Annotated in this window: 13 protein-coding genes; 7 read left to right on the top strand and 6 right to left on the bottom strand. The window is 64.0% G+C overall.

Annotated features, from left to right (window positions below; all coding sequences use genetic code 11):
• Positions 1-76: 76 nt before the first annotated feature.
• Positions 77-847: a gamma-glutamyl-gamma-aminobutyrate hydrolase family protein gene (locus tag XI02_RS24005; RefSeq protein WP_021079122.1), complete on the top strand. Its 771-nt coding sequence runs from the start codon at positions 77-79 to the stop codon at positions 845-847.
• 1,029 nt (positions 848-1,876) lie between these two features.
• Here XI02_RS24005 and XI02_RS24000 read toward each other — a convergent pair.
• Positions 1,877-2,665, bottom strand: coding sequence for a hypothetical protein (locus XI02_RS24000; protein ID WP_018271879.1), 789 nt, complete (start codon positions 2,663-2,665; stop codon positions 1,877-1,879).
• Between the two features lie 750 nt (positions 2,666-3,415).
• On the opposite strand from XI02_RS24000, the gene XI02_RS23995 reads away from it, so the two are divergent.
• Both XI02_RS23995 and XI02_RS23990 read left to right on the top strand, forming a co-directional pair.
• Positions 3,416-5,719: a PAS domain-containing sensor histidine kinase gene (locus XI02_RS23995; protein WP_018271878.1), complete on the top strand. Its 2,304-nt coding sequence runs from the start codon at positions 3,416-3,418 to the stop codon at positions 5,717-5,719.
• A gap of 176 nt (positions 5,720-5,895) precedes the next feature.
• The gene (locus XI02_RS23990; RefSeq protein ID WP_018271877.1) at positions 5,896-6,963 is read left to right on the top strand and encodes an ABC transporter substrate-binding protein; all 1,068 of its coding nucleotides are present in this window, start codon (positions 5,896-5,898) and stop codon (positions 6,961-6,963) included.
• 10 nt (positions 6,964-6,973) lie between these two features.
• Here XI02_RS23990 and XI02_RS23985 read toward each other — a convergent pair whose 3' ends face one another.
• The 3 genes from XI02_RS23985 to XI02_RS23975 form a co-directional block, all read right to left on the bottom strand.
• A complete protein-coding gene (locus XI02_RS23985; RefSeq protein ID WP_018271876.1) occupies positions 6,974-7,366 on the bottom strand; it encodes a helix-turn-helix domain-containing protein in 393 nt (130 codons plus the stop codon).
• Between the two features lie 154 nt (positions 7,367-7,520).
• A complete protein-coding gene (glnA, locus tag XI02_RS23980; protein ID WP_018271875.1) occupies positions 7,521-8,930 on the bottom strand; it encodes a type I glutamate--ammonia ligase in 1,410 nt (469 codons plus the stop codon).
• A 151-nt stretch (positions 8,931-9,081) separates the two neighbouring features.
• Positions 9,082-9,420: a P-II family nitrogen regulator gene (locus tag XI02_RS23975; protein WP_011441447.1), complete on the bottom strand. Its 339-nt coding sequence runs from the start codon at positions 9,418-9,420 to the stop codon at positions 9,082-9,084.
• Positions 9,421-9,774: 354 nt separating this feature from the next.
• Here XI02_RS23975 and XI02_RS23970 point away from each other — a divergent pair, with 354 nt between their 5' ends.
• The 3 genes from XI02_RS23970 (at position 9,775) to XI02_RS23960 (ending at position 13,472) form a co-directional block, all read left to right on the top strand.
• Positions 9,775-11,274, top strand: coding sequence for a bifunctional ADP-dependent NAD(P)H-hydrate dehydratase/NAD(P)H-hydrate epimerase (locus tag XI02_RS23970; RefSeq protein ID WP_018271874.1), 1,500 nt, complete (start codon positions 9,775-9,777; stop codon positions 11,272-11,274).
• Entirely contained in the window at positions 11,264-11,731 is a 468-nt protein-coding gene (locus XI02_RS23965) for a GNAT family N-acetyltransferase (protein ID WP_307724563.1), read from the top strand. Before XI02_RS23970 ends, XI02_RS23965 begins: the two co-directional genes overlap by 11 nt.
• Before the next feature lie 145 nt (positions 11,732-11,876).
• Positions 11,877-13,472 (top strand): B12-binding domain-containing radical SAM protein, encoded by a 1,596-nt coding sequence (locus tag XI02_RS23960; RefSeq protein ID WP_016845650.1) that lies wholly within the window; start codon positions 11,877-11,879, stop codon positions 13,470-13,472.
• A gap of 6 nt (positions 13,473-13,478) precedes the next feature.
• On the opposite strand, the gene XI02_RS23955 is transcribed toward XI02_RS23960, so the two are convergent.
• A complete protein-coding gene (locus XI02_RS23955; RefSeq protein ID WP_244620831.1) occupies positions 13,479-13,748 on the bottom strand; it encodes a hypothetical protein in 270 nt (89 codons plus the stop codon).
• A gap of 220 nt (positions 13,749-13,968) precedes the next feature.
• Between XI02_RS23955 and XI02_RS23950 the strand changes: the two genes are divergently transcribed.
• Entirely contained in the window at positions 13,969-14,523 is a 555-nt protein-coding gene (locus XI02_RS23950) for a flavin reductase family protein (protein ID WP_016845652.1), read from the top strand.
• On the opposite strand, the gene XI02_RS23945 is transcribed toward XI02_RS23950, so the two are convergent.
• On the bottom strand, positions 14,520-15,419 hold the full coding sequence (locus tag XI02_RS23945) for a LysR family transcriptional regulator (RefSeq protein ID WP_016845653.1): 900 nt from the start codon (positions 15,417-15,419) through the stop codon (positions 14,520-14,522). The two genes, XI02_RS23950 and XI02_RS23945, sit on opposite strands and share 4 nt — an antisense overlap.
• Positions 15,420-15,464 lie beyond the last annotated feature (45 nt).

The raw sequence follows: 15,464 nt of genomic DNA, 5'->3' as shown, positions 1-15,464 counted from the left end.
TCCGGCGGGAACTCGAAGGCATGATCGTCTCCGCAACGTCGCAAACTTAGAAGAATCATTGCGCGAGACTTCAATAATGAGACGGCCCGTGGTCGGCGTGATCGGAAACGCCCATCGCATCGAAAATCGTTTCACAGTCCAGATGGTCGGGGAGCGCAACCTTCGCGCGGTTGCCGAGGTGTCGGGCGCGGTGCCGCTGATGTTCGCGGGCAGCCCCGAAATCACCGAGGTCGGCGCCTTGCTCGACGTGGTCGACGGGGTCGTGCTGACCGGGGCCCGCGCCAATGTTCATCCGACCCGTTTCAACACCGAACCGTGTGCCGCCCACGAGCCCTACGACATCCACCGCGACGACGTCGCGCTGGCGCTGTCGGAGGCCTGTGTCGCACGCGGCGTTCCGATCTTCGGTATCTGCCGCGGCCTGCAGGAGATGAACGTCGCCTTCGGCGGCTCGCTGCATCCGGAGATCCGCGAGATTCCGGGCCGCATGAACCACCGGATGCCGCGGCTCGAGAACGGCGAAATCCATCCTGACCCGACCGTTGTGTTCGCCGACCGTCATGACGTCGCACTGACGCCGGGCGGCGCGTTTGCAAAAATCCTCGGCCGGGAGACCATTCGGGTCAATTCGCTGCACGGCCAGGGCATCCTCGAGCCCGGCAAGCGCGTCGTGATCGAGGGCATTGCCGAGGACGGCACCATCGAGGCGATCCGCATCGCGGATGCGCCGGGCTTTGCGCTGGGTGTGCAGTGGCACGCCGAATACGATCCGCAGCGCAATCCGATCAACCGTGCCCTGTTCGAAGCCTTCGGCGACGCGCTGCGCGAGCGGCGGCGGGCGGCGTAGGACGGTTTCACCGCCATCGTCCCTGCGCGTTTAGCATGACGTCGGTCTCCGGAAAACGAGCTGTCGTCCCGGCGAAGGCCGGACCCATACTCCGCAGCGGGTGTTGTGGAGGGGACTCGTCATTGCAGCACTGCTCAACAATGACCATCGATGGTAATGGGTCCCGCCCTTCGCCGGGACGACATTGAGTGTGTCGCGCAGTCTGTGAGTCACACATCCGCGTTCTCGCGACATGTTTTGTCCGAGCTTTGCTCTTCGTTGGGCCCTCTCTTGAGCAGAGGGCGCAGGGAAAGCCGGGTGCCGATCGCACCCATGGGCCCCGAGCAATGGGTAGAAAGCTCGGGGGTAGGACCACAGGTGTAACCGGATACAACCCGGCTTTCCCTGCGCGATGGGTTACGGCTTATACGTGCTCTCCCCGGCGAGACTGGGCTTTGTTGTCACCGTCTCCACAACGCGCATCGCGCAATGTGAAAAGACACCTGCCGTTAGGGCGTCAGGCCTGCACGATTTCGCCGTCCGCCTTGCGCGATCTCGTCAGTCACACGCTCGGCGTCCACCGCATCTCGACCCACGTTCGTGACGACCGCGAAGCGCCCCTCGATCGGGTGAGACGGGGAATTGATACACTGAGCTGCGCTTCGGATAAAGCGAAATATTTTCGCGCGCGAGGATTGACAGGTTTTTGCTGAGTTGCCCGTCGGGTCGGCTTGGCGCACCTTGGTTTGGCAAGCCATGAGCCGCGCGGCAGGCGAGTGGATCGTCCCCAACGCAAAGTGTGTTGTCCCTGCAACGTCCCAAGAGTTCCGTTGAGCGTCGCACCTGTTAGGACTTCACTGTGTGGCGAATTCCCCGTTTAATAATGGCGGACCTGAGGCAAAGATTTTACCACCAAGACGTTCATTTAAGATCAGGTTCAAGAGGCCGCTGACCAGCGCCAGCGGCCTCTTCGTGTTGCTTCATTGATCGCAAATGCAGGTATGAGCGTTGCCGCGTCGATGGCGCGCAGGAAGCAGGCACGTCACGGCATTAGCGCACTGACCATGGCCATGCCGGCGGTTGCGGTTTGGCGGTGGCGTGCGGCCGCGCCGGGGGTGGCGCCGGTTTGCGCGTTTGGGCAACATTGGCCGACGGCCGCGCGCGCGGCAGGGGTATTTCCGGGGTTACCGTTGGCTGTTCGGGGCTCACCTTTGGCTCCGCGGCGTTGGCGGTGACACCGGCCAGCTGTTCCTGGCTTGCGTTGAGCCGCTCGGTGACCGTCTCGCTTTCGCGCGCCATCTGATCCTGGGTCGCCTTGATCTGGTCGATGATATCCTTGCTGCGCGCCATTTCGGCTTGGCTCGCCTCGAGTTGGCTTGCGAGGTTCTTATGGTCGCGGACCAATTGTTCCTGCCTCACCTCAAGCTGTTCGACCGCTTGCCTCAAGGCAGCGAGATCACGCGCCATCGGTTGAAGCTGCTGCGCCAGGTCGGAAGAAAGTGCGGCGGCAGTCGGCGCAACGTCTTTCGGCGCGGCGTCTTTCGGTGGGGTTTGCGCAGGAGGTGAGGAGTGCCCAGAGGAGGCCACCATCGCCGTATCTGTGGGTGACGACCACCACCAAGCAGCGCCACCAATGCATGCTGCCAGCACAGAACCGACAAGAGCCAGGTGGCGCCAATCCGCCAATCGATGAACCGTCGCTAGCGGCGCGCGAAACGCCTTCATGGTGGTCGGCGGGTCGGAAGGAGTGACTCCCGCTTCGCGCGCGAGGTTCGAAAGCTGCTCTTCCAAGCTCGCGAGCCGCCCTTCCGCGCTCCTGTCATCCAGCATGGAATCCATTTTGTGCTCCGTATCAAATGCAAGGTCACCCGCCTTGAGAGCAGATCCGCTCTTCGGCGTGCTAACATTCAACGGGACCCGGATGGGTATTTGCAGCTTAAGCTTCCCAGGGATGAGGATGCGGCCTGTACGTCACATCGTCTTTCTTTTATCAGCTCACCCTTCCTGAACTGTCCCGACGATTTTGACCGAGATATTGTTCGTCCGCAATCGGGAACACCGCTTGCCATGGAGCGCTCGAGCTCGTGGATCGGGGCCCTGTTTGGCCGCCTCACGGTATCGAGCTCGAACATCTGATGCGTCCCGGAGCCGAGGTACTTCGAGGTGTCGTTAGTCGGCGTTGAGAGTGTCGCCAAGCGCCGGGGAGGGCTGGGCCGGACCCCGAACGCGGGGATGCGGAGCGCTGCATGTTCGGCAGGCGACCATGTCGGCATCCTGCATGGCGCGTTCGGCCGGTGCCTGACCGTGGCGCCAGACATGTACTCCGGGGCCTTCACGCGGATTCTCAGTATGTTGAGTTGCGCTGCTGGCGAGATGTCCCGCTGGTTGACAGGCCGCAGCTGTTCTTCCGGTATCGAGCGCGCGCCGGAAACGGTCTTTCTCCGTACTAATACGGATACGAAAGTGGCGGATTGCCGCGCCGGACTCGGCTAAGCAACAGGGATATTTGCTCCGGCGCCGACACCCCTTTCCGGATTACTGTTTTTCCTTTTCCATTTTCGGTGCAGCCGACACGAGGGGGTGGTCGGGATGAATTTGTCGGGCCGTCTGGCGATGGGGATGATGTTTCCCGTCGCCGCGCTCCTGCTCGCGCTGGGCTTCATCCATGGCGTGACCTGGCCGGGCATTCTGCTCGCGGGTGGCGCGGTTGCGGTGGTATTGATGACGGCTGAGGTGATTGCGAGATCGCTGTCCAGGACGCCCGCCCAGCTGGTGCGGGCTGCGGAGGCGCTGTCGCGCGGCCAGCAGGTCACGCTCGGCTCGAGCGATGACGGCGAGACCGCTCAGCTTGCGGCGACGCTGGCCGAATTGTCGGCGCAGCTGGGCAGCAGGCAGCACCTGCTGGAGAAGACCGTCGAGAGCATCCGCGATCCGGTGGTGGTCGCCGACGAGCACGGGATGATCGTGATCGTCAACGCCGCGGCGCGGCGGCTGTACAGCGTCGAACCCGGGTTTGATACCCTGACCGGCGTTCGCACCTTCCAGAACTATTATGCCGACGGCACCACCGTGATGCCGATCCCGGACACGCCGATGGCGCGTGCGCTGCGCGGCGATAACGTCGACGATTTCGAGCTGATCGTCAAACCGCAACCGCCGCAACCGGCCGTATTCCTTGTCGTCAACGCGCGGCCGCTGCGCGACGATACCGGCAATCTGCGGGGCGCGGTCGCCGTGCTGCACGACGTCACCGCGCAGCGGCGGGCACACCAGGCGCTGGTCGAGAGCGAGCAGATGGCGCAGGCCATCGTCAGGACCGCGCTCGACGCCTTCGTCCAGACCGACCAGGACGGCTTCATTCTCGACTGGAGCCCGCAGGCCGAGGCGCTGACTGGCTGGACGCGGTCCGAGGCGGTCGGCCATCGGGTGGTCGAACTGGTGTTTCCGGAGGAGCTGCGCCTTGCGCACCGGCAGCGGATCACCCGCTTCCTGCAGGAAACCGCGGCCGGCGGCATGGGCATGCGCTATGAAACGGCGTGCCTGCACCGCGACGGTCACCGGTTCTATGTCGAGGTGTCGCTCAACGCGCTGCGCCGCGGCGACGGCTGGATCATCAATTCCTTTGTCAGGGATGTCAGCCAGCGCCGGATCGCCGAGGAGCAGTTGATCCAGGCGCAGAAGTCGGAATCGCTGGGGCGGCTGACCGGCGGCATCGCGCACGACTTCAACAACATGCTGACCGTGATCACCGGCACGATCGAGATCCTCGCCGACGGCGTCAAGGACAACCCGCAGCTTGCTGCGATCGCCAAGCTGATCAGCGATGCCGCCGATCGCGGCGCGCAGCTCACCTCGAGCCTCCTGGCATTCGCGCGCAAGCAACCACTGCAGCCCGCCGAGACCGACGTCAACGACCTGGTCGGCGAGGTGGTCCGGCTGCTGTCGCAGACGCTCGGCTCGCAGACCGAGATCAGGACGGAGCTCGGCCGCAACGCCTGGCTCGCCTTCGTCGACCGCAGCCAGCTTGGTGCCGCGCTGGTCAATCTCGCCATCAATGCGCGCGATGCCATGCCTGACGGCGGCACGCTGAGCTTTGCGACCCGCAACATCCAGCTCGGGATTCCCGACGCCGTGACGTGCGGCGTCGAGCGCGCCGGCGATCATCTCGTGATCGAGGTGACCGATACCGGCACCGGCATTTCGCCGACGCATCTGGAGAAGATCTTCGATCCGTTCTTTTCCACCAAGGAGGTCGGGCAGGGCGCCGGGCTCGGGCTCAGCATGGTGTTCGGCTTCGTCAAGCAAAGCGGCGGCGGTATCGAGGTCAAGAGCGAGCAGGGGCGCGGCACCATCTTCAGGATCTATCTGCCGAAGGCCGACGGCACCGCACAGCGCGCGGCGGAGGAGGACGATCTGCCCGTCAGGGGTGGCGACGAGACGATCCTGTGCGTCGAGGACGACCCTACGATCCGGGACTATGTCACGGGCCAGCTCGAAAGCCTCGGCTACCACGTGTTGGTCGCGGCAAACGCGGACGTCGCGCTCGAAATCGTCAAACGCGGCACCGCGTTCGACCTTCTGTTCACCGATATCGTGATGCCCGGCAGCATGAACGGCCGGCAATTGGCGGAGACACTGATGGCGGGGCGCCCGGCGCTGCGGGTGCTGTTCACCTCGGGCTACAGCGACGGCGTGCTGCCTGCGCAGCAGGGGCGTGGCGGGCACGGCATTCCGCTGCTCATCAAGCCCTATCGGCGCGGCGAACTGGCGCGGATGCTGCGGCGCTGCCTTGATCTTCAGGTCGACTTTCAGGGCGATCCGGTTCCACAGCCTTATTCCGTGCAGCCCGATCTCGAACGCTTCCTGCGCGAGAATCCGCCCGGGAAGACGTAGACCGCGGCGTCGCCTGGATGCCAACGGGTCCGCAACGCGCGGCCCGATGATAAACTGCGCGAAACCCAACATCCCCGATGCGGCCGCTGGGTTTCGCTTCGCTCTACCCATGCTACGCGCTAAGCTCCCGCGACAAAGGCGCGGCCGGTCAACGGCCCGATCTCAGGGAGTATGGAATGCAGGACCGCAAATGGTCGAGGCGCGACTGGCTCAAGGTGACGGCGGCCACCGCCGCCGGCATGGTATTCGCAGAGCCGCTGCGCGCGGCGGCGCCGCCGGCGGAAGCCGTGACGCCGGAGCTGATCGCAGCCGCGAAGAAGGAAGGCAAGATCTCGTTCTACAGCGCGCTGGAACTGAACACGGCCGAGCGTCTCGCGCGTGACTTCGAGCAGAAATATCCCGGAATCAGCGTCCGCGTCGAGCGCTCCGGCGCGGAGCGCATCTTCCAGCGCATCGCGCAGGAGCAGGGCAGCGGCATCAACGCCGTCGACGTCGCCAATTCCACCGATCCCGCGCATTATCTCGATTGGAAGAAGAACGACTGGCTCGCGGCCTATGTCCCGGAGGACGTCGCCAGGCATTTTCCGGCCGACCAGATCGATCCCGACGGCACCTCGGCGACATCCTGCGCCTGGTTCGAGGTGATCGGCTACAACACCGAGCAGGTGAAGCGCGAGGAGGCGCCGAAGAGCTACGCCGACCTGCTCGATCCCAAGTGGCGCGGCAAGATCGTCAAGGGTCACCCGAGCTATTCCGGCGCGATCATGACCGCGACCTTCGTGCTGGCACGCGACCTCGGCTGGCCGTATCTGGAGAAGCTTTCGCAGCAGCGGGTGATGCAGGTGCAGTCGGCAGCCGATCCACCGAAAAAGATCCTGCTCGGCGAGCGCGCGGTGATGGCCGACGGCAACGACTATAACCTCGTGCTGGCCAAAGATCAGGGCAAGCCTGTCGAGGTGGTCTATCCAACCGAAGGCGCGCCGCTGATCATCGTCCCCAGCGGCATCTTCAAGAACGCGCCGAACCCGAATGCCGCGCGGCTGTTCCAGAGCTATTTCTTCAGCGCCGAGACCCAACAGATGCTGGCCGACGAATTCGCGCACCGTTCGTTCCACGGCAAGGTGAAGGAGAAGGCCGGGCACGTGCCGCTCGACAAACTGAAAATGCTGAAAGCCGATCCGGCCCAGGTGCAGGTGCAGTCCGAGGAGATCAAGGCGAAGTACGCCAAGCTGTTCCGGGTGTGACGCGCTGCGATCAGGCCGCACGGATCGATCGCTGCGCGCGGTAGGCCTGGAGTGAGGTGAGCGTGAGCTTGCGGAAGGCTTTTCGAAAGCTGCTCTCGTCCTCATAGCCGGTGGCGCGGGCGATCGCCTTGATCGGCTGCGCTGTGGTCTCCAGCAGCGTGCGGGCGTGCTCGACGCGGCGACGCATGATGAAGGCCTGCGGAGGCTCGTGGGTCAGTTCGCGGAAGCGGCGGTTCAGCGTGCGTTCGCTGAGGCCGAGCGCGTGTGCGAGGCCGCGCACCGTGATCGGGTTCTTGCCGGTGCGGCGCACCAGCATGTCCGCCTTGATCAGCAGCGGATCCTGGCCGAGCATGTAGCCGAGCGGCATGAAGATCGCCTGGGTGCGCTGCGCGGTGTCGATCACCGCATAGTCGGCGCAAACCTTTGCGACCTCAGCGCCTTCGACGAGCTCGACGCCGGCGGACGGCGGCTCGCCAAGGCGAAGGTGTAGTCGCGTACAAAAACAAAAGGCGCTTCCGGTGGAAGCGCCTTTCGCATCGGTGAGTGCTGTAGAGAGCTTACAGCGAGTAGTACATCTCGAACTCGACCGGGTGCGGGGTCATCTCGAAACGGGCGACCTCGGTCATCTTGAGCTCGATATAGGCGTCGATGAAGTCGTCGTCGAACACGCCGCCGTTCTTGAGGAACGCGCGGTCCTTGTCGAGGCTCTCGAGCGCCTCGCGCAGCGAGCCGCACACGGTCGGGATCTGCTTCAACTCTTCCTTCGGCAGATCGTAGAGGTCCTTGTCCATCGCCGGACCCGGATCGATCTTGTTCTTGATGCCGTCGAGGCCGGCCATCAGCATCGCGGCGAAGCCGAGATAGGGATTGGCCATCGGGTCGGGGAAACGCACCTCGACGCGCTTGGCCTTCGGGTTCGCGGTGTAGGGGATGCGGCAGGACGCCGAACGGTTGCGCGCCGAGTAGGCGAGCAGCACCGGGGCTTCATAGCCCGGGACCAGACGCTTGTAGGAGTTGGTGGACGGGTTGGTGAAGGCGTTGATAGCCTTGGCGTGCTTGATGATGCCGCCGATATAGTGCAGGCAGGTCTCCGACAGGTCGGCGTATTTGTTGCCGGCGAAGGTCGGCTTGCCGTCCTTCCAGATCGACTGGTGGACGTGCATGCCCGAGCCGTTGTCGCCATAGACCGGCTTCGGCATGAAGGTGGCGGTCTTGCCGTAGATGTGGGCGACCTGGTGGATGCAGTACTTGTAGACCTGCATCTGGTCGGCCATCAGCGTCAGGGTGTCGAACTTCATGCCGAGCTCGTGCTGGGCCGACGCCACCTCGTGGTGGTGCTTCTCGACCTTGACGCCCATCTTGGCCATCGCGCCGAGCATCTCCGAGCGCATGTCCTGCACCGAGTCCTGCGGCGGCACCGGGAAGTAGCCGGCCTTGGTGCGGATGCGGTGGCCGAGGTTGCCGCCCTCATATTCGGTCGCCGAGTTGATCGGCAACTCGGAGGAGTCGAGGCGGAAGCCGGTGTTGTAGGGTTCGGCCGAATAGCGCACGTCGTCGAACACGAAGAATTCGGCCTCGGGGCCGACGAACACGGTGTCGCCCACGCCCATCGACTTCACCATCGCCTCGGCCTTCTTGGCGATGCCGCGGGGGTCGCGGTTGTAAGGCTCGCCGGTGGTCGGCTCGAGCACGTCGCAGGTGATGACCATGGTGGTCTCGGCGAAGAACGGGTCGATCGTCGCGGTGACCGGGTCGGGCATCAGGCACATGTCGGATTCATTGATCGCCTTCCAGCCGGCGATCGACGAGCCGTCGAACATCGTTCCCTCGGCGAAGATGTCATCGTCGATCATGCTGACGTCGAAGGTGACGTGCTGCCACTTGCCGCGCGGATCGGTGAAGCGCAGGTCGACGTATTTGACGTCGTTGTCCTTGATCGATTTCAGGACGTCTTTGGCGGTCTTCATGAATACCCCTTATGGATGTACGGGTCGGTTTCCAGCGGAGAGCGACGTTATTCCCGCTTTTGGCGAGTTCGTGTGACTACTCAAACGAAATCAGGCTGCCGAAGCAGCCTTTTTTCTCTTTTGCCGTCAGAAAATCCGGATAGCACCGCCCTTAAATAGCGTCCAGCCCGGATTCGCCGGTCCGGATGCGGATGGCTTCCTCGATGTTGGAGACGAAGATCTTGCCGTCGCCGATCCGGCCGGTCTGCGCGGCGCGGCGGATCGCGTCGATCGCCTTCTCGACGAGGTCGTCGCCGATCACGATCTCGATCTTCACCTTGGGCAGGAAGTCGACGATGTATTCCGCACCGCGATAGAGTTCGGCATGGCCCTTCTGGCGGCCAAATCCCTTGGCCTCGGTCACGGTGATGCCTTGCAGTCCGACTTCCTGGAGCGCTTCTTTCACCTCGTCGAGCTTGAAGGGCTTGATGATGGCTTCAATCTTCTTCACTGAGCGCCTCCCGGGCATTGCAGATTGCAGGGTCGAGTTCGATGCGCGTGGGGCGCAGTCTGGTTGGTCTTAAGGCTTCCGGCCGGTGGCCGGAAACACGCGCAATGGTCGCATGGAGCGGCCTTGCGCGCGGCTTCCTCAAAAGCAGGGTCTATGCCAAGTTGTTAAGGTCCCCGATTTCGGAATGTTATCAGCCTTTTAACAGGCAATCGGCTGATATCGAACCACATGGGCTATGATATCCAAGCCTAACAAATAGGCAAATAGATCAAACCGTATGCAGTCGGCCAGTAGAAACCCCGCGAACGTTACAGGAATTGCCTCTCGAAAAGGCGAAGCGATTGAGGATACGGCATGGACGTTCTGACGACGACCGAGATGGAACGCGCCGACCGGCTGACCATCGCAGCCGGAACGCCGGGCTTCGCGCTGATGATGAGCGCCGGTCAGGCCGTCGCGGAAGCCGCGATGGACCTGGTCGAGGAGGGGCCGATCGTGGTGGTCGCCGGCCGCGGCAACAATGGCGGCGACGGCTTTGTCGCCGCCGCCGAGCTTGCCGCGCGCGGCCGCGAGGTCTCGGTGATCCTGCTCTGCGAGCGCGACAGCCTGCAGGGCGATGCGGCGCTGGCGGCGAAGGGCTGGAAATATCCGGTGCTGCCGTTCAACCCGCAGGCGCTCGGCAAGCCGGCGCTGATCATCGACGCGCTGTTCGGTGCCGGCCTCAACCGGCCGGTGAAGGGCGATCCGCTGGAGATGATCGGGGCGATCAATGCCAACGGTACGCCGGTGCTGGCGGTCGATCTGCCGAGCGGCATCAACGGCACGACAGGCGCCGTGATGGGGGCCGCCGTGCAGGCGGCCGAGACCGTCACGTTCTTCCGCAAGAAGCCCGCGCATCTGTTGCTGCCGGGCCGGATGTATTGCGGCCGGGTGCGCGTCGCCGACATCGGCATCGCCGCGCAGGTGCTCGACGAGATAAAGCCGCTGACCGCGGAGAACTTGCCGGAGGCCTGGCGCTGGTCGTTTCCGGTGCCCCGGATCGACGGCCACAAGTACGCGCGGGGGCATGCCGTCGTGGTGTCGGGCGATCTCGCCTCGACCGGCGCGGCACGGCTTGCCGCGCGTGCCGCGCTGCGCGCCGGCGCCGGCCTCGTGACGCTGGCCTCGCCGCGCGATGCGCTTGCCGTCAATGCGGCGGCGCTGACCGCGGTGATGGTGCGCGCGGTCGACAATCCGATCCAGTTCGCCGAGCTGCTCGGCGACAAGCGCCTCAATGCCTGCGTGATCGGTCCGGGCGCCGGGGTCAGCGCGCGGACCCGTGACTTCGTCCACACCGCGCTGTCGGCGCAGCGGCATCTGGTGCTCGACGCCGACGCGCTGACCAGCTTTGCCGGCGCGCCGGACCGGCTGTTCGAGGCGATCAAGGCAAGCGACGGGCAGCAGGTGGTGCTGACGCCGCATGAGGGCGAGTTTCCGCGGCTGTTCAGCGATATCTCCAACAAGCATCCCGGCCGTTCCAAGCTCGAGCGCGTGCGCGCGGCGGCCGAGCGCTCCGGCGCGGTGGTACTGCTGAAGGGCGCCGACACGGTGATCGCGTCTCCCGACGGCCGCGCCACCGTCGCCGCCAACGCGCCGCCGTGGCTCGCCACCGCCGGCGCCGGCGACGTGCTGTCAGGCATCATCGCGGGTTTCCTGGCGCAGGGCGTCGCGGCCTTCGAGGCCGCCAGCATCGGCGTCTGGATGCACGGCGAGAGCGCGAGCGAGGCGGGCCCCGGCCTGATCGCGGAAGATCTCACCGAAGTGCTGCCCGCCGTGTTCCGCCGCCTCTATGACGAATTCGGGATTGAGTATTAGGCGGCTCACGCCGGCCGACACGGATGCCGCCGCGGGCGTGCATCGCGCGGCGTTCGACGAGACGCTGCCGTGGCTCGCCGGCCCGCGCACGCCCGACGAAGATCGCTGGTTCTATCGCGAGCAGATGTTTGCTACCTGCACGCTGTGGGGGGGGGCGTTCGACGGCGCGGCGATGAGCGGCGTGATCGCATTCCGCGACGGCTGGATCGGGCAGCTCTACGTGCTGCCGGGCGCACAGGGCCGCGGCATCGGCGGCGCGCTGCTCGAGATCGCAAGACCCGGACCGGCTGCAGCTCTGGACGTTTCAATGCAACGCCCGCGCGCCGCTTCTACGAGACGCGCGGTTTTGTCGCGGATGAGGAGACCGACGTCATCGGCGACGAGGAGAGGGAGCCCGGCGTGCGCTATCGCTGGACGCGCGGGCCGGCGGGTGAGTGATATTGACCGGAATAGCTGACAGCAGGCAGGCCCGGGGATAGGACCGGGCTCGCGGTAAGGCGAAATATCGTCTGGCTATCCGCCACCTTTTGAGCACTTAATGCCTGTATCGACCAGTGAATGTACCCTTGAGCCTTGAGGTTTGTGGTACGGACCGGAGCAACATGACGAGTCCCTGCCGCGTCCTCATGATCTATCCGAAGTTCGTTCCGGATTCTTTCTGGAACTATACGGAGGCTTGCGAACTCGTCGGCGCGAAGTATCCGGCGGCGCCACTCGGACTGATCACCGTGGCCGCCATGCTGCCGAAGCACTGGGAGATTCGCCTCGTCAACCGTAACACCGAGCCTTCGACCGACGCGGACCTCGACTGGGCCGATCTCGTCATGATCGGCGGTATGCTCAACCAGCAGCCTGATTTTCTCCACCTGATCGATCTCGCCCACCGGCACGGCAAGCCGGTATGTGTCGGCGGGCCCGACGTCTCCTCCAGCCCGCACCTCTACGCGGATGCGGACTTCCAGGTGATCGGCGAGGCCGAGCACATCATCGAGGAATTCATCGCCGCTTGGGAACGCGGTGAGCGCAAGGGCGTGTTCACCGCCGAGAAATTCAAGATCGATGTCACGCTAAGCCCGATGCCCCGCTACGATTTGATCAAGTTCGAGCATTATCTCTTCATTGGCGTGCAGTATTCGCGCGGCTGCCCGTTTACCTGCGAGTTCTGCGACATTATCGAGCTGTACGGGCGCGTGCCGCGTACCAAAACCCCCGATCAGATTCTCGCCGAGCTGCAAGCGCTCTACGATCACGGTTATCGAGGGCACGTCGATTTCGTCGACGACAATTTCATCGGCAACAAGAAAAACCTCCGAGTCTTGCTGCCGCGGCTCAAAGCCTGGCTGGAAGAGCGGGACTATCCGTTCGAATTCTCGACCGAAGCCTCGATCAATATCGCTGACGACAGCGAACTGCTGCAGGCAATGAAGGACGCCAACTTCTTCGGCATTTTCGTCGGCATTGAGAGTCCGGATCCAGAGACCCTCGTGCAGATGAAGAAAAAGCAGAACACCAGGCGCAACATCGCCGAGAGCGTTCACAAGATCTATGACTATGGCATGTTTGTCACCGCGGGTTTCATCGTCGGGTTCGATACCGAAAAAGTCTCGATGGCACAGGCGATGATCGACTTCATCGAGGAGGCGAGCATTCCAGTCTGCATGGTTGGACTGCTCTATGCGCTGCCTGGCACACAGCTGACGCGGCGGCTGGCTAAGGAAGGCCGACTGCACGAGGGCCATGATCTCATGAAGGTCGAGCAGGCGGGCGACCAGTGCACGCTGGGCTGCAATTTCGACACCAAGCGTCCGCTTCGTGACATCCTCACGGATTACAAGGCCGTGCTCGGGCACGTGTACAGCCCGACGGGATATGCAGGACGGCTGTCGCGGCTTGCCGCCATGCTCGACCGGTCGGACCGGCGCCGCGACCTGCCGGATGGCGACATGCGCAAGAGGCTTGGCGGCATCGAAGGCGTACACAAGATCATAAGTGCCCTGCCGGAGGTTCGCGAGCCGTTCTGGAAGACCTTCGTCGAGGTCGCCAAGTCCAATCCGGGCGCGCTGCGTTACATCGTGATGCTGATGGCGCTGTACTTGCACTTCGGGCCGTTCTCGAAATACGTGATCGGTGTGATTGACCGCCGGATTGCCGAGTTGGACGCTACACCTCCGGTGAGGGCCGGGGCGCTTGTGCAATGAGTTGATCTAGTCTGCCGTTTGATGGACGGCAAAGTTCGCTACAGCTTCGGAGTGCATGGGGCCCAACGAACCATAGTTGATCCGGCACTCGCGCTTCTGCAGCACGATAATCTTGACGGCGACCGTGCAACCCGGACAGAGGCTGATCCTTGGGACGCGGCAATTCGGATTGAAGCCGCCTCTCGCCTCGGCCACGCCGGTTGCGGACATCGACAGGACGAGGACCGAAAGGCAGAAAATGATGATTGAGGTTCGAGGCATCTGAAGGTTCTTCATTGACCTACCCGCATCTGGCTCAGCCATACTGAAAGGGCTCCGGGTGAGCGGCACGTTACGTTTCATTGCCCAGGGCGAACTGGAGATCGCCGGACCTCTCCCATGAGCGTGATTGGCATTGATCGGCTGAACTGAACAACTCGTCAGATATTTGTGTTTCCGCGATCGGTTCGACTGACCTATAGGATCGGCATCCTTGTCACTTGCGCGGAACAGTCTGATGATCGCACCGAGCAGCCAGCTCTCTACCGCCGCACGGACCGCCGGTGCGCTTCACCACGACGTCGACCCTGCGTCCTATCGCGCGGCGATGCGCCACCACGCCGGTGCGGTGACGATCCTATCGGCGGGCGGGCCGGGCGACAGAACGGGCATGACGGCGACGTCGGTCTGTTCGCTGTCGGACGCGCCGCCGCGGCTGATCGCCTGCGTCAACCGTTCGGCGAGCGCGCATGGCCTGATCCGGCGCACCGCAGCCTTCGGCGTCAACATGCTGCACGCCGACCAGGCCGAACTGGCCAATGTGTTCGCCGGCCGCCGCGGCATCGAGCGGGACGATCGGTTTTCCGACGCCGACGGCTGGCTGTCGCTTGCCACCGGCACGCCGATCCTTAAGGGTGCGCTGATCGGGCTCGACTGCGAGCTGATCGACGAGCATGCGCACGACACGCATTCGATTTTCGTCGGCGCGGTCCGCGCGATGCATCTGCGGGAGGGGGAGACGCCGCTGATCTATTTTGGTGGCGCGTTCTGCGGATTGGCCCGGCGGGCCTAGGGCCGCGGCTTGAGAAATTTGTGAATCACTGATGTCAGCGCGCCGGCGGCCGGCGAGAACGATTGTCCGCGCAGCGAGACGATGCAGACCGTGCGCTCCAACGTCGGATTGACGATCGGCAGCGCCTGCATCGTCTTCCTGATCGGCCGCGGCAAGGCGACCTTCGGCAGGATGCCGACGCCGAGGCCGGCGCCGGCCAGCGCGGCCAGCGTGTAGCTGTGCTCGACCTCGAACTTGATCTTCATCTGCAGATTGCGCGTGGCGAGCGCGCGCTCCAGCATCGAGCGCAGCGCCGCCGATTTTGAGTTGAGCAGGATCGGATAGGCGGACAGCTCGGTCAGGTCGACCGCGCTGCGCTTGCGAAACGGAAACGCCTTCGTCGCCAGCGCATAGATCGGGTCGTTGAACAGCGGCGCAAACTGAAACTCGGTCGAGCCGTCCGTCTCCGGCCCGATGCCGAAATCCGCCTCGCGCCGGCGCAGGCAGTCCAGCATGTCCTCGGCCGCAAGCTCGCGCAGATTGATGTTGATGCCGGGATAGCTCGCCTGGAAGGCATGCAGCGCCTGCGGCAGGATGGTCGCGGCAATGGTGGGAACGCAGGCCAGCGACAGCGTGCCGCGCTGGATGTCGATGACCTCGCGGATCTCGCGCAGGCCGTTCTCCCATTCGCCGAGCGCGCGCCGGGCATGCGTCAGCAGTTGCAGTCCCTCCGCGGTCAGCTCGACGCGCCGCGTGGTGCGATGAAACAGGGCGGCGCCGACCTGGTCCTCCAGCAGCTTGATCTGCATGCTGACCGCGGATTGCGAGCGGTTGAGCTGCTCGGAGGCCTGGCGAAAGCTCTTGTTCTCGGCGACCGCGATGAACATGTGCAGCAGCTTGAAATTGATCTGCGACATCGTTTTGCCCCGCGGAGGATTGTCCCAAAGACCTGAACAGTTCTT

Origin of the sequence: Bradyrhizobium sp. CCBAU 21365 (assembly GCF_015291305.1) — a bacterium.
GTDB classification, from domain to species: Bacteria; Pseudomonadota; Alphaproteobacteria; order Rhizobiales; family Xanthobacteraceae; genus Bradyrhizobium; species Bradyrhizobium elkanii.
This window is presented reverse-complemented; position numbering and strand designations above follow the sequence as displayed.

Bases quoted from the DNA above. Each gene is read 5' to 3' on its own strand.
- XI02_RS24005 (WP_021079122.1), top strand. From the start codon at position 77: ATGAGACGGCCCGTGGTCGGCGTGATCGGAAACGCCCATCGCATCGAA.
- XI02_RS23970 (WP_018271874.1), top strand. From the start codon at position 9,775: ATGGACGTTCTGACGACGACCGAGATGGAACGCGCCGACCGGCTGACC.
- XI02_RS23960 (WP_016845650.1), top strand. From the start codon at position 11,877: ATGACGAGTCCCTGCCGCGTCCTCATGATCTATCCGAAGTTCGTTCCG.
- XI02_RS23995 (WP_018271878.1), top strand. From the start codon at position 3,416: ATGAATTTGTCGGGCCGTCTGGCGATGGGGATGATGTTTCCCGTCGCC.
- XI02_RS23945 (WP_016845653.1), bottom strand. From the start codon at position 15,419: ATGTCGCAGATCAATTTCAAGCTGCTGCACATGTTCATCGCGGTCGCC.
- XI02_RS23955 (WP_244620831.1), bottom strand. From the start codon at position 13,748: ATGAAGAACCTTCAGATGCCTCGAACCTCAATCATCATTTTCTGCCTT.
- XI02_RS23990 (WP_018271877.1), top strand. From the start codon at position 5,896: ATGCAGGACCGCAAATGGTCGAGGCGCGACTGGCTCAAGGTGACGGCG.
- glnA (WP_018271875.1), bottom strand. From the start codon at position 8,930: ATGAAGACCGCCAAAGACGTCCTGAAATCGATCAAGGACAACGACGTC.
- XI02_RS23950 (WP_016845652.1), top strand. From the start codon at position 13,969: ATGATCGCACCGAGCAGCCAGCTCTCTACCGCCGCACGGACCGCCGGT.
- XI02_RS24000 (WP_018271879.1), bottom strand. From the start codon at position 2,665: ATGGATTCCATGCTGGATGACAGGAGCGCGGAAGGGCGGCTCGCGAGC.